Source organism: Aeromonas sp. FDAARGOS 1407 (assembly GCF_019048725.1).
GTDB classification, from domain to species: Bacteria; Pseudomonadota; Gammaproteobacteria; order Enterobacterales; family Aeromonadaceae; genus Aeromonas; species Aeromonas enteropelogenes.
This window is the reverse complement of the sequence record NZ_CP077399.1, coordinates 482,450-503,293: the sequence shown is the minus strand read 5'-3', so window position 1 is coordinate 503,293 and position 20,844 is coordinate 482,450. Positions and strand designations below refer to the sequence as shown.

The window sequence follows — 20,844 nt, the reverse complement described above, 5'->3', positions numbered from 1 at the left end:
AGGGTCAATCAACTTCGGAGTTTCAATGGCACAACCCAGACTGAAAATGCGCCTCGGCGACCTGCTGGTTCAGGAGCAGATCATCTCGGATGATCAGTTGCAGCTCGCCCTGCAGCAGCAGCGTCAGACCGGCCGCAAGCTGGGCACCACCCTGATCGATCTTGGCTTCATCAGCGAGGTGCAGTTGCTGCAGTTTCTCGCCCGCCAGCTGGATGTGCCCTTCTTCGATCTCAACAACCTCACCATAGACGCGGCGGCGGTGGCCCTGCTGCCCGAGGTACAGGCTCGCCGCTATCGGGCGCTGGCGGTCAACCTCAGGGATGACAGGGTGACGGTGGCCATGTCGGATCCGGCGGATCTGAGCGCCATGGATGCCATCGCCGCCCTGCTCAGCCCCCGCGAGATGGTGCTGGCGGTGGCGCGGGAAGGTCAGCTGCTGGAGTATTTCGACCGCCTCTATCGCCGTACCCGCGAGATCGAGAGTTTCGCCGAGCAGTTGCAGGAGGAGTACCAGGACACCGGCTTCGAGCTGGGGGCCAGCAACCTGGGGGCGGCAGATGAGGGGGAGGCGACGGTAGCCAAGCTGCTGCGTTCCCTGTTTGAGGACGCGGTGCAGGTGGGGGCATCGGATATCCATATCGAGCCGGACGAGAAGGTGCTGCGCATCCGCCAGCGGATCGACGGCATCCTCCACGAGAACATCCTTAACGAGGTGCGCATCGCCCAGGCGCTGGTGCTGCGCCTCAAGCTGGTGGCGGGGCTCGACATCTCCGAGAAGCGGCTGCCCCAGGATGGCCGCTTCAACATGAAGGTTCGCGGGCGTGACGTGGACGTGCGGATCTCCACCATGCCGGTGCAATACGGCGAGTCGGTGGTGATGCGTCTGCTGGATCAATCCTCCGGCATCCTGTCGCTGACCGAGACCGGCATGCCGCCGGAGATCCTGACCCGCTTTCGCCGCCAGCTCAAACGTCCCCATGGCATGATCCTGGTGACGGGCCCGACCGGGAGCGGCAAGACCACCACCCTCTACGGCGCCCTCTCCGAGCTCAATCAGGCGAGCCAGAAGATCATCACGGTGGAAGACCCAGTGGAGTATCGCCTGCCGAGGATCTGCCAGGTGCAGGTCAACCCCAAGATAGGGCTCACCTTCTCTCATGTGCTGCGCTCCACCCTGCGTCAGGATCCGGACATCCTGCTGGTGGGGGAGATGCGGGACAACGAGACGGTGGAGATAGGTCTGCGCGGCGCCATCACGGGTCACCTGGTGCTGACCACTTTGCACACCAACGATGCGGTCACCAGCGCCTTGCGCCTCATCGACATGGGGGCTCCCGGCTATCTGGTGGCGAGCGCGCTGCGGGCCGTGGTGGCCCAGCGCCTGGTGCGGCGGGTGTGCGAGCACTGCGTTGAGGAGAAGGCGCCGGACGAAGGGCAGGCAACCTGGCTCACCGTGCTCTCCGGCGAAGCGCCCGGCCAGCACCGCTATCACAAGGGGCGTGGTTGCCAGAGCTGCAACTTCACCGGCTATTCCGGCCGGATCGGGGTGTATGAGTTGCTGGAGCTGGACCAGCCCATGATGGATGCCCTGCGCCGCAACGATGCGGAAGGATTCGCCAAAGCGGCCCGCGAACACGAACACTATCGGCCGCTGGCGCTGACCGCGCTCGATTATGCCCGCAAGGGAATCACCTCGGTAGATGAGGTGTTGAGGCTGGCCGAGGATCTGGGGTAAGCGATGACCAACTTTGCCTACAAGGGACGCGACAGCCAGGGCAATGCCACCAGCGGCGTGGTGGAGGCCGCCAACGAGATGGCGGCAGCCGAGCAGCTGATGCGCCGCGGGGTGATGCCCACCGAGCTGAAAGCCAGCAAGGCCAAATCGGCGTCCATCGACTGGTCACTGTTGCTGGAGGGGGGCGTGCGGCTCGAGGAGCTGGTGATCTTCAGCCGCCAGATGTATGCCCTGACCCGGGCGGGGATCCCGATCCTGCGCGCCATCGCCGGGCTGGAGGAGAGCACCCACAACAAGCCCCTCAAGCGGGCGCTGCACGCGCTGGGGGAGGATCTGGGCAACGGCCGGCCGCTGTCGAGCTCGATGCAGGCCCATCCCAAGGTATTCAGCAGCCTGTTCGTCGCCATCATCCATGTGGGGGAGAACACGGGTCAGCTGGAAGAGGCCTTCCTGCAGCTCGCCACCTATTTCGAGCTGGAGCTGGAGACCCGCAAGCGGATCAAGACCGCCATGCGCTACCCCAGCTTCGTGCTGATTGCCATCGGTATTGCCATGGTGATCCTCAATGTCATGGTGATCCCGGTGTTTGCCGGCATGTTCGCCAAGTTCGGGGTGGAGCTGCCGCTGGCGACCCGGATCCTGCTCGCCACCTCCCACTTCTTCGTGCACTACTGGTGGCTGCTGATCGCCATCCTCAGTGCCATGGTATTCGGCTGGCGACGTTGGACCGCCAGTGAGAAGGGCAAGCTGACCTGGCACAGATGGCAGCTGAAACTGCCCATCGTCGGCACCATCATAGAGCGCTCCCTGCTGGCCCGTTTTGCCCGCAGCTTTTCCATGATGCTCAAGGCCGGGGTGCCGCTGAACACGGCGCTGACTCTGGTGGCCGACGCGGTGGACAACGCTTACATGGCGGGGCGGATCCGTGACATGCGGGCCGGCATCGAACGGGGCGAAAGCCTGCTGCGCACTGCCGGTGGCAGCGGCCTGTTCACCCCGCTGGTGATGCAGATGATCGCTGTGGGGGAGGAGACAGGTCAGGTGGACGATCTGTTGCACGAGGCAGCCGAGTATTACGAGCGGGAGGTGGATTACGACCTCAAGAGCCTCACCGCCCGCATCGAACCCATCCTGATCGGGATAGTGGCGGTCATGGTGCTGATCCTGGCGCTCGGTATCTTTACGCCCATGTGGGACATGATGCGGGCCGTTCGCGGTAAATAAGCGCATCTTCACGGCCATATGGTGAGACATGATGCGGGCCGTTCGAGGTCAATAGGCCGCATCTTTACGGTCATATGGTGAGACATGATACGGGCCGTTCGAGGTCAATAGGTCGCGTCTTTACGGTCATATGGTGGGACATGATGGGCGCCGTTCGCGGTAAATAGACGCATCTTCACAGCCATAGGATGGGATATGTATTGCAAGTGGTGATGGAGTCGTCGCGGCAATGGATGGCCGGGGAGTGCGGGACAAGATGAGCAGGCAGTCACAACAGGATGAACGCTGGTTGAGCGGCTATCGGCTGGGGATCACCCTGATCCTGCTGATGATCATCGTCGCTACCCTGGTGCAGAGCTATCAGGGCAACCGGGAGGAGGCGCAGCGGGTCACCCTCACCCTGCTCGGGGAGCAGTTTGCCGAGCGGGTACAGCGCTTGCACGGTCTCTGGCTCGACGCGCGGCGACCGTCACTGCTCCATGCCGGTGATCTCGCGTGGCAGTTCGATGAGCGGGGCTGGCCGCTGGCGGTGATGCCGCCGCAATCTCCCTCCGGCAACTGCCGTCAGCTGTGGTTGACACTGGTCGGGGAGGTGGAGAGCGGCATGCCGCCTCTACAGTTTCTGGCCCGTCCGGATGGTAGCGGATGCGAAATTGGTTGGGACGGTTATTGGCTGATGTATCAATTTTCTGACGGGCGTGTGACGAAGCGCTCTGAATGAGGCCTGATAAATGGGTCAACTACATGATTTTTTTGAACTCACATGAAATAATAACGCCCATTTCGGAGGGAGTATGGCAATGAAATCAAGGGCATCAACAATCCCGCACAGAGGGATGGTGAAGCTGGCTGCCGGCTTCTCCTTGATCGAACTGGTGATCGTCATCGTGATCCTGGGGATCCTGGCGGTGACGGCGTTGCCACGCTTTCTCGACGTGACCGACGAGGCCAAGAAGGCGAGCGTGGAAGGGGTTTCTGGCGGCTTTGCCACCGGCGTGTCGCTGGTGCGGGCCCAGTGGGAGGCCGAGGGGCGTGCCAAGCAGGACGGGCTCAATACCGTGCTCTATGACGGTTCCCGCTTCTACCTGACCACGCCGACCGAGACCCAGATCAGCAATGGCGAGCTCTCGCCAGGCTATCCCATGGATACGTCCGCCGAGGGTGGCATCGATGTGGATCCGGCCAACTTGAGCGCCCAGCGCTGCCTCAAAATTTGGGAGGGGCTGTTGCAAAACCCGCCCAAGGCGACGGCAAGTTTCAGTGAAGTGCGCAGTAGTGGCAATGACCTGAAATATTATGTCAGCGTGACCAATAACGGCCTGGATTCGGTCTGCCGTTACTATCTGGTCAACAGCCTGAGCAAGGGCAGCGATGGCAAGTATCAGGATCCGCAGGGCAGCACGGATGCCTTTATGAGTTTCAGTTACCGTCCGGCCTCCGGCCAGGTGACCACCAACATCAATTAACAGAGGAAAATGAAATGAAAAAACAGGCGGGTTTTACCCTGATCGAGCTGGTCATCGTGATCATCATTCTGGGCATTCTGGCGGTGACTGCTGCACCCAAGTTCTTGAATCTGCAGGATGATGCGCGTCTGGCCGCGGCCAATGGCGTGAAGGCATCCCTGCAGAGTTCCTCCCAACTGGTATACAGCAAGGCAGCCATTCAGGGCATCGAGAGCACTTCCGGTGCCGTTTCTGTCGCAGGTACCACCATTAACACCAAGTTTGGCTATCCGGTGACTGCTGATGCCGGCAAGACAGTCGCACTGGACGGTTGGAGCGAAGTGTCTGGCTCTGCTGGTACTTTCAAACCGAGCAACGAGCCCAACAGTAAATGTGCCGTGACTTACAGTAATGCCATCACGGCAGTGGGTGGTGTCCCCTCCATCGCCATCAGTACTGACTGCGGTCAGTAATGACCAGGAAGGCGAGGCTTCGGCCTCGCTTTCTCTTTCACCTGATGAGAAGACCCATGGCTGCAACCAAGGGCTTTACCCTGATTGAACTGGTCGTGGTGATCCTGCTGCTCGGGATTCTGGCCGCCTTTGCCGTGCCCAAATGGCTGGGCAAAGGCGGCGTTGAAACCCAAAGCCTGCGCGATGAACTGCTGACCCGCCTGCGGCTGGTACAGACAGTCAATATGCATGAACCCGCCAACCGTTGTACCCAGCTGGTGGTCGACGCTTCCCGATTCGCCCATATCACCCAGTCCATGGCCGGCACTACTTGCCCTGCGCCCGGCTCTATTGCTGGCTGGAGCGACAATTTGCGTACGCGAGGCCGCCCTGTCATCCCCTCAGCCGGCATGACGATCTCCTTGAATAACAACAACAGTTTCGTGTTGCGTTTCGATCGGATGGGGCGCCCGCTGGGGGTTTGCAGCAATGGGTGCATAGTGCAGGTCAGTGATGGGCGGGAAGCCGGTCACATCCAGATTGAATCCGAGGGGTATATCCATGAGATCCCCTGAGCGCGGCTTTACCCTGATTGAGCTGATCGTCGGCATAGTGCTGCTGGCGGTGGCGCTGACCGGCATACTCGGGTTGCTTATCAACCAGGCCCCCAGGGCGGTGGATCCGGTGCAGCAGGTGCGTGCCGCCCAACTGGCCCAGCGCCTTGCCGGCGAGATCCTGCAAAAGTCATTCGATGAGCAGTCGGATCACAACGGTGGCCGCTACCGCTGTGGCGAGACGGTCACCGGTGTCACCATCCCGGCCTGCTCGACCAGCTATGGCCCGGACGGCGAGCCGGCGCCCTACGCCTACAACGATGTGGATGACTTCGATACGGCAGGCAACTGGGTCGATGCCAATCGCTTCACCCAGACCTCGGCGGGTGTCAGTGGCGACGAGTACCCCAACTATCAGGTAAAGATCGCAGTGAGCGGCGTCGATTTCAGCGATGGCAGCTTTCAAAGCTGCACCGAACCCTGCTCGGTGGGCAAGCGTATCGAGCTGCAAGTACGGCTGCCCGATCGCAGCGTACTCGACTTCTCCCTCTATCGGGGGAACTACTGATGGGCAACCCGATATTCACGAGACACTCCGCAACCGGGTCGTGCAGACTTGGCGCCCCCCGGCAGTCCGTGAGCGGGTTTACCCTGGTCGAGCTGGTGATGGTGATCCTGCTGCTTGGCATCATGGCGACCTTCAGCAGCCAGTTTATCGGTATCGGCAGCCAGATCTACGGCGATGCCAGCAGTCGTGAGCAGCTGATGAGCGATGCCCGCTTTGCCATGGAGCGACTCAATCGCGAGGTGCGCGATGCCGTGCCCGGTTCGCTGCGCATTGAAACGGCGACAGGCGACTGGGTGGATAGCGGCTCCTGCCTGCGTTTTTGGCCCATCAGTGCCACCAGTCGTTATCTCACCCTGAACCGTGCCGTCTCCGGCAGTGCCGGCACCCTGGAACTCTTGATGCAGACCCCGGCTTCGGCGGCCAATCCGTTGCAGGATGATGGCGGTGCCGTGGCGGCAAACCGTGATCTGCTGGTCGTGTTTCCCATCCCTCGCGGCGATGTCGATTCCCTCGCACAGGGATGCGTCTATGGCAACTGCGTGGCCAGGGTGAACGCAGTACAGGCACCGGTGACCGGCGTACAGGCGGTCTATTATGCCGCTTCCGAGCAGCTGGATGGCCTCTCCCCCGCCAACCGGGTCTACTTCGCGCGCCAGCAGGTGCGTTATTGCGTGGAGGGAAGCCGGTTGTTTCGCAGCAGAGGGCCGATTGGCGAGGAGCTCTCTTCACCGAGTCTGATGGCGGAGTGGATCCGTGTCGGCAGCTTCTATCGGGAGCCTGCCGCCTTCAATGCCTCGGGGGAGTTTGGGGTCAGGTTCGTGTTCGAGCGCAAGGGGGAGTCGGTTACCTTCAACCACAAGATAGGGGTGAGCAATGTGCCCTGATGTGAGAAGGCCGACCCGCGCAAGAGGCAGCGCCCTGATGATCGCCCTGTTTGTCATCGTGGTGATGGCCCTGCTGGCAGCGGCGCTCGGTCGCATGCTGACGGACAGCAGCGAGAAAAATACCGTGGAGGTGCGCAGCGTGCGTGCCTTGCTGGCGGCCCAGAGCGGGCTGGAGATGGCCTTGTCTCAATTATTCCCCAAGCTCCCAGCCGCACCAGCCCCGGCCAACCTCTGCGATCTGGTCAATGTGCCCCCTACCTTTGGCACCGATCAGGGCCTGGCCAGCTGTCAGGTGCGGGTCGAGTGTGTGCAACGACCCATCACCTATCAGGGAGAGACAGTAAACGGCTACCGTCTGCTCAGCACGGGGACCTGCGGCCAGGATGATCTGGCCAGTGCCAACCCGGATTTTGCCGTCAGTCGGACGGTCACCATTGAAGCCTATGGCGGAGCCACACCATGATGTCCCTTGTTCGCTACCTTTGCCTGCTGGTTTGTCTGTTGTGTTCTCAGGTGTTGTGGGCAGATGTATGGTTGCCGGGCTCATTCTATGTCGGCGACAACCGCAACGATGCGCTGCGCCCTACGACGATGGTTGGCAATTACGGTGGCGGGTTTTTCCCCGTTGCCCCCATCCACTTCTCTCTCTCCGAGTCACAGGCGATTTCGGCGATCCGGGTGGAGGGGCAGTCTGGACTGCACGGTGGCGTCAATATTGTTATCTGGAATGCATACGGTTCCGTGGTGGTTGATGCACAAGCTTCCCTGATGACTCCGGACCGGGTCACCGGGCTGATCAATCTGCCTGCTGGTGAATACCGGATGGCTGTGTGGGGTGGCTGTTATTCCAATGGATATTACTTGGGGCGATTTTGGAACAATTGCCAGGATTGGGATGATTTTCGTTTTAGCGGTATTCGTCTGGTCTCCAGTGGCAGCAGCAATGCGGTGCATTTCATCGAACGCACCCATATTGGTGACAACGTGGATGCCAATCGTTGGTATCCGCCAGCCCCATCAGGTACTTATGTAAAATTAGGGTTTACCCTGCCAGAGAAATCCCGCCTCGATAACCTGACGCTTTATAACTTGCGTGATTGGTCTATAGCCAATGGCAGCCGCATGTTTATCCGCACTCAGGGTTCTGTGGACACCCCGCTGGTGTTTTATTTCAGCGGCAATGGTGATGTGAATTGGGATATCAATTACGAACTGTCTGCCGGTAACTATGAACTCTGGATTGAGACGTTGAGCAGAGCGGATCGTGATGATATCTCATGGGACGATATTGTCCTGCGCTATACCCCCATTCCTGCCGTGACTGATTTTGCTGCATTGTGCCAGCAGGCATTTCCCTATCCGGTGCAGGGGCGAAACGTTAATCACTATCTTGATCTGGGGGGCTCTCATAATGGACCTCCCAATGGATTTATTTGGGGAACAAAAAACGGCTCTTTGGGGTATTACAACAGCGGCATGATAAAAGGTTCCTATCTGCAAGCCTGTGATCGTGACCAGTGTTTGCCAGCAGGAAACACTTCATCGCTCTCGTTGCCAGCATCCCGTTTTCCGCTTCCTGGCGGGTCTAATCTGCGTATTCCCTATGACACTCATTACCAACTGACAGCGGCCAATGGCAACCGTTTCGGCCTTATTGAAACGTCCTATATGGCATCGCTGGATATCCGGCAGGCCGGTCTTTACATCAAAAACTTGCGGCTGGATGGGGGGCGAGGAGGCAAGCCCTACACGGTTCGTCTGGCGGCCGGGGATTACTGGATTGAAGAGCTGTGGATGGATTCCGACACTTCCATCGTGCTGGATGGGCCGGTCAGATTGTTTGTCAAATCTCTGGTCATGGATTCGGCAAACCTGATCAACAGTCCCGGGGTAAACCGGCGCGGAGATATCAACCAGCTATTGCTGGTCAGTTATGGCCAGGTGGTGATGGATAACCTGGATACCATCAGCGGTCTGCTTTATCAGATAGAGGGGAGCTCCCTGTATATGGGATCCAACTCCTATTGGCATGGGCGAGTCAGCTCAGCCAGCGTCGTTATGGGTTACCACTCCGTCATAGACAGCAGCGGTTATGAGTGTGAATCCATCCAGCAGGGGCCGGATCACTACGAGCTTTACTACCCTTCGCAGTCATTGACCTGCGAAGGGGCATCGATCCAGCTGTTGGCTTGCCAGGATAATAATTGCAGCCAGCGTTACGTGGATGGCGCCGAGGTGACACTTGCACCTGCCAGTGGCTGGAGTAGCAATCCTGTGACTGTTGACTCGTCTGGCCAGGCTGCGCTGGCCCTCTCCCGCCTGACCAGCGGGAATGTCACCCTGGGACTGACGAGCAGCGCCCCGAGTGCACCATTGCGTTGCTACCGGGACGGAGTGCTTGATAACAGTTGTTCCATGAGTTTTACCGATGCGGCCCTGCGTTTTGATTTCTCTACCTTTTATGCCGGTGACACGGCCAGCACGACGATCCGGGCTATCCGTTCCAACGATGCCGGAGCAACCCGGGTCTGCGTCCCCCTGCTGACGGGTAACCAGACCCTTCAGTTTGGCCACGCCAAGCTGGAGTCCGAGCCGACCAGCAGTTCAGTCCCGTCGATCAATGACAGTGCGTTGACGCCAACTGGCAGCGTAAGCGTGCTGTTCGATGGCAACGGGGTGGGCCAGCTGGCACTGAAGTATCCGGATGCCGGCGTGTTGCGGCTGGATGCTACTTTCCAGAAGAGCGATACCACCGGTTCCCTGACCCTGACCGGCAGCGATACGGTGGCGGTGATCCCCAGCGCTATCGTGCTGCAGGGGGAGGGGCAGAGTGCGTGCGATGGCAGCGATGATGCCAAGTTTGCCGAGTGTTCTGTTTACAAGAAGGCAGGGGAAGAATATGACTTGCTAAGCCGAGCGGTGAACAGGCAGGGAGAGCTTACTCCCGGGTTTGCGGCCAGCAATCTGACGTTGGAATGGGGCGTCGTTGCGCCGCAAGCGGGTCAGCGTGGCGTGCTAACGCCCGCCTCGATCACGCTTTCGGCAGGCCAGGGGCGAACGCCTGCCAGTTGGAGTGAGGTGGGAGTATTGCAGGCGGGAGTCAGCAATTTTATCCCCTATCCCGGTTATCAGACCGAGTCACCACAACTGGAGGTGCCTCTGCGCTGGAGCAGTCCCATTGGGCGCTTTGTGCCCTGGGATTTTAATCTGGTTCGCGGGGATATCATCCCGGCCTGTGGCCAGTTCAGCTATATGGGTCAGCCTTTTGGTGTCCAGCTGGAGATCATGGCGCGCAATAAAGCCGGGGATCTGACCCAAAACTACAAGGACGCCTTTGCCAAGGGCAGCGCTTATCTGACCACGGCCAATGACAGGGATGGTCACTCCCTTTCAACCCGACTACAGAGTTTGTCGGCCCTTCCCTGGGAAAACGGGTTGGCCAAGCTGGATGAAGTGAGCGCGTTTTTACGCCTCTCCGATACCCAGCCGGATGGGCCCTACCGCTCCTTGTTATTCGGCCTCTATATGCACGATCACGATGGTGACCATACTCTGATTGCCGATCCGGATTTCAACGAGGCGTTGCAGGGGGTGTGCAGCGGCGGCCAGTGCAATGCCAGGCTGATCGATACCGAGCCGATGAAAGCCTATTTTGGACGTATTCTGGCGGGTAAAAATAATGGTGTGGCGAGTGCCAGTTTGCCAGTGATGCTAGAGATGGAGCGTTTCGAGCAAGGGGAGTGGCGGCTCAACGAGGAGGATATGTGTATGCAGTTGTCGCTGGATAACCGGGGTTTTGACCCGATCCCGGCCGTGGCGCCAGTTGACCCCGACCGCAACATTGTGTTCAACGGAGCCACTTCCTCTTATGAGGTGCAGGGCAAGTTGCCCCCCGAGATGACCCGGTCATACCGCAGTGTTTTGACTTTGAGTGGGCAAGCTGGGCCAGATAATGTCGCCAAGGCAGAAAAAGGAAAAATAGTACTTCACTTTTCTGCTCCGAATGCCGCGGTACGCATCCCCTTCAGGATCGATCTATCGAAACAGGTTGGTCAGCCTTCTGCTCCTCTCTGGCTGAGCGATCCCGCTTCCCTGCAGGGTGAGGCCATCTTTGGTTCGGCGCGGGGCAATGACCGGATTATTTATCGACGCGAAGTTTTGAACTGACAGAATCCGACAGGGGAACAGGTGAGTACCTTTCCCCTGATTTTCGGTTTATGAGCGTTTATAAGCCCGGGACAGTGAGTGACGACTCGCATTTTTGTCGTGCGTGATTGATTGGCGACAGTTTGAGCGCTTGCCCATTGGGGTGGGCATTGGTAAAGTTAGCCGATTTTCTGCACCTCCCAATTCTTAGGATTTCCCGTAGCCATGTTCAAAAAGCTCAGAGGCGTTTTTTCCAACGATCTGTCGATCGACCTGGGAACTGCCAACACCCTGATCTATGTAAAAGATCAAGGGATCGTCCTTAACGAACCCTCAGTTGTCGCCATTCGCCAAGAGCGCGGGAACGCCAAATCGGTCGCTGCCGTTGGCCATGCCGCCAAGCAGATGCTGGGCCGTACCCCGGGCAATATTTCCGCGATTCGCCCGATGAAAGACGGCGTGATCGCCGATTTCTACGTGACCGAGAAGATGTTGCAACACTTCATCAAGCAGGTTCACGACAACAACTATTTCCGCCCCAGCCCGCGCGTGCTGGTGTGTGTACCGTGCGGCTCCACCCAGGTGGAACGTCGCGCCATCAAGGAATCCGCTCTGGGCGCCGGTGCCCGTGAGGTTTACCTCATCGACGAACCCATGGCGGCCGCCATCGGTGCCGGCCTGCCGGTTTCCGAAGCGACCGGTTCCATGGTAGTGGACATCGGTGGTGGTACCACCGAAGTGGCCATCATCTCCCTGAACGGTGTGGTCTACTCCCAGTCCGTGCGCATCGGTGGCGACAAGTTCGACGAAGCCATCATCAGCTATGTCCGTCGCAACTACGGCAGCCTGATCGGTGAAGCCACCGCCGAGCGCATCAAGCACGAGATCGGCTCCGCCTATCCGGGCGAAGAGGTGCGCGAGATCGAAGTCCGTGGCCGCAACCTGGCCGAAGGGGTTCCGCGCAGCTTCACCCTGAACTCCAACGAGATCCTGGAAGCGCTGCAAGAGCCGCTCTCCGGCATCGTCGCGGCCGTCATGGTGGCGCTGGAGCAGTCTCCGCCCGAGCTGGCCTCCGACATCTCCGAGCGCGGCATGGTGCTGACCGGTGGTGGTGCCCTGCTCAAGGACATCGACCGTCTGCTGATGGAAGAGACCGGCATCCCAGTGGTCGTCGCCGAAGATCCCCTCACCTGTGTGGCCCGTGGTGGCGGCAAGGCGCTGGAGCTGATCGATATGCACGGTGGCGATCTGTTCCACTACGAATAAGACCCAAAGCCGGCCAGCGTGCCGGCTCTTTTTTGACGACCCATGAAACCCATTTTTGGTAGAGGCCCTTCGCTTCAGTTACGGTTGTTTCTCGCCGTCATCATCTCCATCGCAGCCATCGTCGCGGACTCCCGCTTCGGTGTGTTTACCCATGTCCGCGTCTACCTGAGTTCACTGGTCAGTCCGTTGCAATACATGGCCAATGCCCCCGGTACCCTGCTCGACACCATGTCGACCCAGGTGCAGACCCGGGCCGATCTTATCGAGCAGACCAAGCAGCAGGAGCAGCAGCTGTTCACCCTGCGCTCGCGCCTGCTCAAGATGGATCATCTGGAACATGAGAACCAGCGTCTGCGCGAGCTGCTCGGTTCCCCGGTGCACAAGGATTCCCGCAAGATGGTGGCCGAGCTGCTGTCGGTGGACTCCGACCCCTTCAGTCACCAGGTGCTGATCAACAAGGGGGCGCTGGATGGCGTCTACAACGGCCAGGCGGTGATCAACGATCAGGGGGTCATCGGCCAGGTGCTGCACGTGGGCTCCACCACCAGCCGGGTGCTGCTCATCACCGACTCCAGCCACGGCATTCCGGTGCGGGTGCTGCGCAACGATCTGCGCGCCATCGCCTCCGGCAGTGGCGAGCTGGACAAGCTGGAGCTGCGCAACCTGCCGCGCAATACCGACGTGCAGGTCGGCGATCTGCTGGTCACCTCCGGCCTTGGCGGCCGTTTCCCGGAAGGCTACCCGGTGGCCACCGTGACCCGCTCCGACTATGTGGAGGGCAAGCCCTTCGCCCAGGTCGAGGCCAAGCCGCTGGTGGAGCTGGATCGCCTGCGCTACCTACTGTTGCTGTGGACTGACAAGAAACCTGACGTACGAGATGATGAGGAAGGCGAACGGGCCGCACCGGCAGCGTCCGCCGCAGGAGCCACCCGCTGATGTTACAACCCGCCAGCGGCAGGGTCTGGATCTGGATTTCCATCCTGCTGGCCTTGAGCCTGTCGATCCTGCCGCTTCCTTTCGAATTTGATCCTTTCCGCCCCGACTGGTTGGCCATGGTGCTGATCTACTGGGCGCTGGCGCTGCCGCACCGAACCAACGTCGGCACCGCCTGGGTGGCAGGCCTGCTGCTGGACGTGCTGCTCGGCAGCACGCTCGGGGTGCGGGCCATGGCGATGGCCATCACCACTTATCTGGCGGCCTTCCAGTTCCAGAAGATCCGCAACTTTTCCCTGTGGCAACAGGCGCTGATCATCGGCGGCCTGTCACTGGTGGGCAAGGTGACGGTATTCTGGGCAGAACACCTGTTCAGCCGGGCCAGCCTCAACTTCGCCTATTTTTGGTCGACGTTGACGACGATGCTAATATGGCCCTGGGTGTTTCTGGTGCTGCGCAAGGTGCGGCGCCGTTTCAATATCAGGTAAATATGAACAAGAACAACGAACCGCAACTCTATCTCGCCTCGGGCTCGCCCCGCCGTCATGAACTGCTGACCCAGCTGGGCTACCGCTTTGAGGTACTCAGGCTGGACGTGCCGGAACAGCGCGAGGAGGGGGAAAAGGCGCAGGATTACGTCTGCCGCCTCGCCCGTGACAAGGCGATGGCCGGGCTGGCGTGTGCGCCGACGGCGTTGCCGGTGCTGGGGGCCGACACCATAGTGGTGCTGGGCGACCGGGTGCTGGAGAAACCGTCCGATCTGCTGGATGCCAAAGACATGCTGGAGGCGCTCTCCGGCAAGGTGCACCAGGTGATGACGGCGGTGGCGCTGGCTACCCCGGAGCGCTGCGACGTGCGGCTGGTCACCACCAATGTGGCCTTCCGCAAGCTGGACGAGGCCGAGATCGAGGCCTATTGGCAAACCGGCGAGCCCTGTGACAAGGCCGGGGCTTACGGCATTCAGGGTATTGCGGGCAAGTTCGTCAGCCGCATGGAGGGGAGCTACAGCGCCGTGGTCGGCCTGCCCCTGCTGGAGACGGATCTGCTGATCAAACACCATCTGGAACAGCTCAAATAATTTCCCGTCAGCTGGGCTCTGCTGCGTCTTCCTTGCGCGAGTTGTGCCGGATTGGCTTCATAGAATTCAAAACTGGAACAGGCAAGGTTACTTATGTCGGTAGAACTACTGGTTAACGTTACCCCCTCCGAAACCCGGGTCGCTCTGGTCGAAAACGGCCAACTGCAGGAAGTGCACGTCGAACGTCAGGCCAAGCGTGGCATCGTCGGCAATATCTATAAAGGCAAGATCAGCCGGGTGCTGCCCGGCATGCAGGCGGCCTTCGTTGATATCGGCATGGACAAGGCGGCCTTCCTGCACGCCTCCGACATAGTCCCGCACACCGAATGCGTGGCGGTGAAGGAGAAGGAGCAGTTCCAGGTCGGCAATATCGCCGAGCTGGTGCGCCAGGGGCAGGATATCATGGTGCAGGTGGTCAAAGACCCGCTGGGCACCAAGGGGGCGCGCCTCACCACCGATATCACATTGCCTTCCCGCTACCTGGTGTTTATGCCGGGCAGCGCCCATGTGGGGGTTTCCCAGCGCATCGAGTCCGAAGCGGAACGGGAGCGACTCAAGCGCACCGTGGCTGGCTATGTGGACGAGCTGGGTGGCTACATCATCCGCACCGCCGCCGAAGGGGTGGGGGAGCAGGAGCTGGAGCAGGATGCCGCCTTTTTGAAGCGCCTGTGGCGCAAGATCCTCGAGCGCAAGCAGAAGTATCCCCCCTGCAAGATCCTCTATGAGGATCCCAGCCTCGCCTTTCGGGTGGTGCGCGACTTCGTCGGCACCGAGCTCGACAAGATCCGGGTCGATTCGCGCCAGAGCTTCGAGCAGCTCAAGCGCTTCACCGAGGAGTACGTGCCCGAGCTCGCCGGCAAGCTGGAGTATTACCTCGGGGACTCCCCCATCTTCGATCTCTACGACGTGGAGAACGAGATCCAGCGCGCCCTGGAGCGCAAGGTGGAGCTGAAGTCCGGCGGCTACCTCATCATCGACCAGACCGAAGCCATGACCACGGTGGACATCAACACCGGGGCCTTCGTGGGTCATCGCAACCTGGAAGAGACCATTTTCAACACCAACATCGAGGCCACCGCCGCCATCGCCCGCCATCTGCGGCTGCGCAACCTCGGTGGCATCATCATCATCGACTTCATCGACATGCAGTCCGAGGATCACCGGCGCCGGGTCTTGCACAGCCTGGAGCTGGCGCTCGCGAAGGACAGGGCCAAGACCAACGTCAATGGCTTCTCCCAGCTCGGCCTGGTGGAGATGACCCGCAAGCGCACCCGCGAGAGCCTGGAGCACGTGCTCTGTGCCGAGTGCCCCGAGTGCAAGGGACGCGGCCGGGTCAAGACGGTGGAGTCGGTCTGCTTCGAGATCCTGCGGGAGATCATCCGGGTCAACCGCGCCTACGACGCGGATCAGTTCACCGTCTATGCTGCCCCGGCGGTGGCCGACTATCTTCACGGCGAAGAGTCCCACAGCCTGGCGGAGCTGGAAGTCTTCATCGGCAAGCAGGTACGGGTGGTGAGCGAACCTCTCTGTGGTCAGGAGCAGTTTGACGTGGTGATGATGTAATTGGTCTATCGCTGGCTGAGTCGGGGCTGGCTGGCCCTGGGGATCCTGTTCGTACTGCTGGCCATGGTGGTCACGCTGGTACGGGTTGGGGGTCCTTTGCTCAATCAGCACCGTCAGGCACTGCTCGATACCCTGCTGGCCGACAGCCAGCTGAAGGTAAGTGTGGGAGAGGTAGGGCTGGATTGGACCCGTGCCGGCCCTGCCCTCGAACTGCAGCAACTCTCCATCGCCCCGGACTCGGGGCGTTTTGCCGTCAAACTGGGGAAGGTGTGGGCCCATCTCGACTTCTGGCGCTCCCTCAACGAGCTCAAGCCGGTCTTTGGCGAGTTGATCCTGGGGGATGGGGAGATCACCCTGGATTTCAGCCAGCCGGCCGATAAGACCCCATCCAGCCACGATCCCCAGCAGCGGGCGCTGTTGCGCTTCCTGCTGACCCAGCTCTCCACCTTCGATGTGCTCAATACCCGCCTCAACGTCACCACCGCTCTCGGCGAGCTGCGTGCGCTGGATATCGCCCAGCTGCGCTGGCAGAACCGGGGCAAGCGTCATCAGGGGGTCGGCAAGGCCTATCTCATCAACGGGGTAGGCGAGAGCACCCTCGATCTTATCCTGGATGTGGATGCTTCGAGTACCCGGCTCGATACCCTCAAGGGCCGGCTTTATCTAGGGGCCAGCCAGCTCGACATCACCCCCCTGCTGGCGCGGATCCATGCCGGTGAGCCCAAGATTGCGGGCCAGCTCGACTTCCAGCTCTGGAGCGAGTTTGCCGACGGCCAGCTGGGGGATAGCCTGCTGGCCTTTGGCAACAACTACCTGATCTGGAAGGATCCCAAGAAGCGCAAACTGCATCGCCTCGCCCTCGACGGCGGCAAGATCCAGCTGCGCCGGGATGGCGAGGATTGGCAACTGGCCAGCCACAACGTGACCTTCAAGCTCGATGACAAGTCCTGGCTGCGCAGCCGGTTGCAGCTCGAACGGGTCGGTTCGCGGATCCGCGGCTATGTGCCGCAAATCGATCTCGATCAGGTTACCAACCTGAGCCAGCTGGTCTCAGGCCTCTATCCCGAGCTGGCCGAGACCCTCAAACGCACCAGCCCGAGCGGCAAGATCCAGGATCTCGTCCTGCAGGCAAAGGCCGACTGGCAGGGGCTGTCGCTGAGCGGAAACTTCTCACACATCAAGGTCAATGCCTGGCAGGATGTGCCCGGGGTGCAGGACCTCAACGGCGAATTCTGGCTCACCCCGAGCGGCGGCAGCGCCAGGCTGACTCTCGGCAAGAACAAGCTGGATCCGGCCCGTCACTTCAAGGAAGTGATCCCCATCGACAGCTTCTCGGCCCGCCTCGACTGGTGGCGCGAGTCGCAGGGCTGGGTGCTCTATGGCCAGGACATAGCGCTGGACAACCCGGACCTGCGCCTCGCCAGCCGTTTTCGGCTCGATCTGTTCGAGCACCCCTTCCTCGCCCTGACCGGTCGCATCGACGTCAAGAATGCGGGCAACGCCGATCGCTACTTCCCGCTGCAGGCGATGGACAAGGAGCTGGTGGACTACCTGAGCGGTGCCATTAAAGGGGGCAAGGCGAAGGGGGCCGATCTGCTCTGGTACGGCGAGTTCCGGGATTTTCCCTACAGCAAGGGCGAGGGGATCTTCCAGGTGGCGGTGCCGCTGGAGAAGGCCACCTACGAGTTCTTCCCCGGTTGGCAACCGCTCACCGACCTGCAGATAGATCTCCTGTTCCAGAACGCCAGCCTGGACATGCGCAGCCGCTCCACCCGCCTCGGCAAGGCGAGTTCCGACTCGGTCCATGCCTGGATCCCGGATCTCTATCCGGGGGCCCATCTCTATGTGGATGCCAGGGTGGCGGGCGAGGGCAAGGCCATCAGCGACTACCTGCAGGACTCCCCGTTGGGGGGGACCGTGGGGCAGGCGCTGCGGGAGGTCGAGGTGCGCGGCCCCTTGAAGGGGACAGTCAAGCTGGATATCCCCCTCGATGGCGAGAGCGAGGTGAAGGCGAGCGGCGATGCCACCTTCAACAACAACAAGGTACGGGTTGCCAGCCTGGATCTGCCGCTGGAGCAGGTGCAGGGCAAGCTTGAGTATGACAACGAACAGACCCGTTTCAGCAATCTCAAGGCGACCCTGTGGAACCAGCCGCTGACCCTCAACTATCAGGGCCGTCAGCACCCGGATCGCTATCAGGTCGACCTCGGCTTCAAGGGGGAGTGGGACAGCCGTCGCCAGCCCCCCGCCATCGCCTCGTACGGCATCCTCGCCGGCCGCAGCAACTGGAGTGGAAAGCTCGATCTGGCCCTGCCCGATGACAAGCCATTCAGCTTCCATCTGGCGCTCGACTCCAACCTGCAGGGGATGGGGCTGGACTTGCCCAAACCGCTAAACAAGGCGGCGCCGGAGCGGTTGCCGCTCAAGGTGACCGCGCGGGGCCGCGACGGCAGTGCCGACATTCGCGCCGTGCTGGGAGCCGATGTGGATATGCAGACCCGGCTGGTGTACGGCGAGGGGGAACCTCATCTCAGCCGGGTGCGGGTCGATGTGGGGCAGCCCGGTGCCAGGATATTGCGGGATGTGCCCATGTTGCTGGCCATTAACCAGCAGGAGGCCGATGTGGGAGGCTGGCTGGCCCGCCTCAAGCAGTGGCTGCCGGCCCAGGGCAAGGGCGGCAACGCCGTGGTCGGTCCCTCCTTCCTGCCGCAGGATTGGTGGGTGGATGGCCAGCTGGCTCGCGCCAATATCGGCAGCGCCACTCTCAAGGCGACCCGTTTCACCGTGGGGCCGGTCAAGCAGGCCACCGAGGTGATGATCGACAGCCCCGACGTGATGGGGGTGATCCGCCTGCCAGTCGTCCCCAGTCAGCCGGTCGATGCCAAGTTTGCCCGCATCTATTGGTCGGGCAAGAGTTCGGATCTGCGCCCCGAGCCCGATGCGAAGCAGGACAAGGCCATCATGGACGCCATCCCCTGGCTCACCTTCAGCTGCGTGGATTGCCGTTTCGGCGAGTTGCCGCTGGGCGAGGTCAAGGGGGAGCTGATCCCGGGGGCCAACAAGTTGAGCCTCAAGGGACTGGAGATGCGACTGGCGGGCAGCCAGCTGACCGGCAGCGTCGATTGGCGCAACGACGGTGGGCGGATGCAGACCTGGGCCCGTGGCAAGCTGACCAGCAACAACAGCGAGCTGCTGGTCAAGCGCCTTGGCTATACATCCCCCATCAGCGACGCGCCGGGCTCACTATCGTTCGATGTGAACTGGCAGGATGCTCCCTATCGTCTGAGCCTGCCCACCCTGGCGGGCAGCGCCAACTACCAGCTGGAGGGGGGCACACTGCGGGAGGTCAGCGACAAGGGGGCACGGCTGCTCTCATTGCTGAGTCTGGACTCCCTGATCCGCAAGCTGCGCCTCGATTTTCGCGATGTGTTCGACAAGGGCTTCTACTTTGAATCCATGTCGGCCTCGGTCAACATCAAGCAGGGGCTGGTGAGCAACGACGATTTCTACATGAAGGGCGCCGCAGGCAACCTGCGCGGGGAAGGGGTGGCCGATCTGGTGCGCTGGCGGCTCGACTACGAGCTGAGCTTCTCCCCCAATCTGGGGGGCACCCTGCCGGTGGTGGCGGCCTTCTCCCTCACTCCGGTGACCGGCCTCTATGTGTTGGCACTCTCCAAGTTGCTGGAGCCCGTGGTGGATGTGGTGACCCGGATCGATTTCTGGATCTCGGGTCCGCTCGATGCTCCCAAACTGGTCGAGGCGGGGCGTGACAGGGCCAGGATCAAGCTCAACCAGCAGCAGAAAGAGGCGGTGGAAGAGGTCGCGCCCACCCTGCCTGCCAACGAGGTCAGCCCCTTCCTGCTGACCCCAAAACACAGCGGGCCGGATCAGCGTTGATGGTGCCCCCAATCTCAAGGAGTGAGTCATGTGGTTAGCCGCAATACAGCTGGTGTCTGGCCGTCACTGGCAGGATAACCGGGCGCAGATTGCCGCCGAGCTGGCGGCATTGCCGGCCGAACGGCCGCTGCTGGCGCTGTTGCCGGAGAATTTTGCCCTGTTTGGCGAGCGCCAGGGCTATCTGGACGGGGCCGAGACGATCGGCCCCGATCTGAGCGGAGCTGCGCCGATCCAGCAACAGCTTGCCGCGTGGGCCCGCGAACATGGCATCTGGCTGGTAGCCGGGGCCATGCCGACCAGGATCCCGGGATCGGATCACATCCACACCAGCTCGCTGGTGTTTGATCCGGCTGGCGCGCTCAAGGGGCATTACCACAAGATCCACCTGTTCGACGTGGATGTGGCCGACAATCAGGGGCGTTATCGGGAGTCGGAGACCTTCAGCCCGGGGGATGCGCCCGTTACGGTGGACTCCCCCTTTGGTCCCCTCGGCCTTTCCATCTGTTATGATTTGCGCTTTCCCGAGCTCTATCGCCAGCTGGCCCGTGCCGGTGCCCGGGTGCTGCTGGTACCTGCCGCTTTCACTGCGGTGACCGGTGAGGCGCACTGGGAGCCGCTGCTGCGGGCCCGTGCCATCGAAAATCAGTGCTATGTGGTGGCCGCCAACCAGGGGGGCACCCATGAGACGGGACGTCAGACCTGGGGTCACAGCATGGTGATCGACCCCTGGGGTCGGGTGCTGGCCTGCCAGAGCGCGGGGCGCGCCACCGTGCTGGCGCAGATGGATGGCGGGCTTGTCGATGAATTGAAACGCACCATGCCCGTGATGGAGCACGCCCGTTTGCTCTGATGCTGTGGTAAAGAACTGAAACGCAGCGGTTTGCCGGTGCTGCAACACACCCGTTTGCTCTGATGGTGTGGTGAAGAACTGAAACGCAGCCGTTTGCCGGTGCTGTAACACGCCCGTTTGCTCTGATGGTGTGGTGAAGAATTGAAACGCAGCCGTTTGCCGGTACGACAACACGCCGGGTTGCTGTGAACATGCGCAGGTTCGATCCGTCCTGTGGCGGGGGGAGCGGACGCTCGCAAACCCGATGGT

17 protein-coding genes are annotated in these 20,844 nt (G+C 61.1%); all 17 read left to right on the top strand.

The window, feature by feature from the left end; translation table 11 throughout:
* The first annotated feature begins 25 nt into the window (after positions 1 to 25).
* Positions 26 to 1,735, top strand: a complete 1,710-nt coding sequence (gene mshE, locus I6L37_RS02420; protein ID WP_216993193.1) for an MSHA fimbrial ATPase MshE — start codon at positions 26 to 28, stop codon at positions 1,733 to 1,735.
* Positions 1,736 to 1,738: 3 nt separating this feature from the next.
* On the top strand, positions 1,739 to 2,959 hold the full coding sequence (locus tag I6L37_RS02415) for a type II secretion system F family protein (RefSeq protein ID WP_042070290.1): 1,221 nt from the start codon (positions 1,739 to 1,741) through the stop codon (positions 2,957 to 2,959).
* A 256-nt stretch (positions 2,960 to 3,215) separates the two neighbouring features.
* Positions 3,216 to 3,680, top strand: a complete 465-nt coding sequence (locus I6L37_RS02410; RefSeq protein ID WP_026455898.1) for a hypothetical protein — start codon at positions 3,216 to 3,218, stop codon at positions 3,678 to 3,680.
* Between the two features lie 79 nt (positions 3,681 to 3,759).
* The gene (mshB, locus tag I6L37_RS02405) at positions 3,760 to 4,425 is read left to right on the top strand and encodes an MSHA fimbrial major subunit MshB (protein ID WP_224212251.1); all 666 of its coding nucleotides are present in this window, start codon (positions 3,760 to 3,762) and stop codon (positions 4,423 to 4,425) included.
* A 14-nt stretch (positions 4,426 to 4,439) separates the two neighbouring features.
* Entirely contained in the window at positions 4,440 to 4,877 is a 438-nt protein-coding gene (locus I6L37_RS02400; RefSeq protein WP_026455900.1) for a prepilin-type N-terminal cleavage/methylation domain-containing protein, read from the top strand.
* Between the two features lie 56 nt (positions 4,878 to 4,933).
* On the top strand, positions 4,934 to 5,431 hold the full coding sequence (locus I6L37_RS02395; protein ID WP_026455901.1) for a type II secretion system protein: 498 nt from the start codon (positions 4,934 to 4,936) through the stop codon (positions 5,429 to 5,431).
* The gene (locus I6L37_RS02390; protein ID WP_026455902.1) at positions 5,418 to 5,978 is read left to right on the top strand and encodes a prepilin-type N-terminal cleavage/methylation domain-containing protein; all 561 of its coding nucleotides are present in this window, start codon (positions 5,418 to 5,420) and stop codon (positions 5,976 to 5,978) included. The genes I6L37_RS02395 and I6L37_RS02390 overlap by 14 nt, the downstream gene beginning before the upstream one ends.
* Before the next feature lie 68 nt (positions 5,979 to 6,046).
* Positions 6,047 to 6,862 carry a PilW family protein gene (locus tag I6L37_RS02385; protein WP_367948779.1) on the top strand — a complete coding sequence of 272 codons (816 nt, stop codon included), beginning with the start codon at positions 6,047 to 6,049 and terminating at the stop codon, positions 6,860 to 6,862.
* On the top strand, positions 6,852 to 7,325 hold the full coding sequence (locus I6L37_RS02380) for an MSHA biogenesis protein MshP (protein ID WP_042070295.1): 474 nt from the start codon (positions 6,852 to 6,854) through the stop codon (positions 7,323 to 7,325). The genes I6L37_RS02385 and I6L37_RS02380 overlap by 11 nt, the downstream gene beginning before the upstream one ends.
* On the top strand, positions 7,322 to 11,029 hold the full coding sequence (locus I6L37_RS02375; RefSeq protein ID WP_216993191.1) for a DUF6701 domain-containing protein: 3,708 nt from the start codon (positions 7,322 to 7,324) through the stop codon (positions 11,027 to 11,029). Before I6L37_RS02380 ends, I6L37_RS02375 begins: the two co-directional genes overlap by 4 nt.
* 204 nt (positions 11,030 to 11,233) lie before the next feature.
* Positions 11,234 to 12,274 carry a rod shape-determining protein gene (locus I6L37_RS02370; protein ID WP_005340051.1) on the top strand — a complete coding sequence of 347 codons (1,041 nt, stop codon included), beginning with the start codon at positions 11,234 to 11,236 and terminating at the stop codon, positions 12,272 to 12,274.
* A gap of 42 nt (positions 12,275 to 12,316) precedes the next feature.
* Complete coding sequence (gene mreC, locus I6L37_RS02365) at positions 12,317 to 13,210, top strand: rod shape-determining protein MreC (RefSeq protein ID WP_061476914.1); 894 nt, start codon at positions 12,317 to 12,319, stop codon at positions 13,208 to 13,210.
* A complete protein-coding gene (gene mreD, locus I6L37_RS02360; RefSeq protein ID WP_026458460.1) occupies positions 13,210 to 13,695 on the top strand; it encodes a rod shape-determining protein MreD in 486 nt (161 codons plus the stop codon). Before mreC ends, mreD begins: the two co-directional genes overlap by 1 nt.
* A 2-nt stretch (positions 13,696 to 13,697) precedes the next feature.
* The gene (locus I6L37_RS02355) at positions 13,698 to 14,285 is read left to right on the top strand and encodes a nucleoside triphosphate pyrophosphatase (RefSeq protein ID WP_042070296.1); all 588 of its coding nucleotides are present in this window, start codon (positions 13,698 to 13,700) and stop codon (positions 14,283 to 14,285) included.
* Positions 14,286 to 14,378: 93 nt separating this feature from the next.
* Positions 14,379 to 15,848, top strand: coding sequence for a ribonuclease G (gene rng / locus I6L37_RS02350; protein WP_216993190.1), 1,470 nt, complete (start codon positions 14,379 to 14,381; stop codon positions 15,846 to 15,848).
* The gene (locus tag I6L37_RS02345; protein ID WP_216993189.1) at positions 15,849 to 19,745 is read left to right on the top strand and encodes a YhdP family protein; all 3,897 of its coding nucleotides are present in this window, start codon (positions 15,849 to 15,851) and stop codon (positions 19,743 to 19,745) included.
* 28 nt (positions 19,746 to 19,773) lie between these two features.
* Positions 19,774 to 20,595, top strand: coding sequence for a carbon-nitrogen hydrolase family protein (locus tag I6L37_RS02340; RefSeq protein WP_216993188.1), 822 nt, complete (start codon positions 19,774 to 19,776; stop codon positions 20,593 to 20,595).
* Positions 20,596 to 20,844 lie beyond the last annotated feature (249 nt).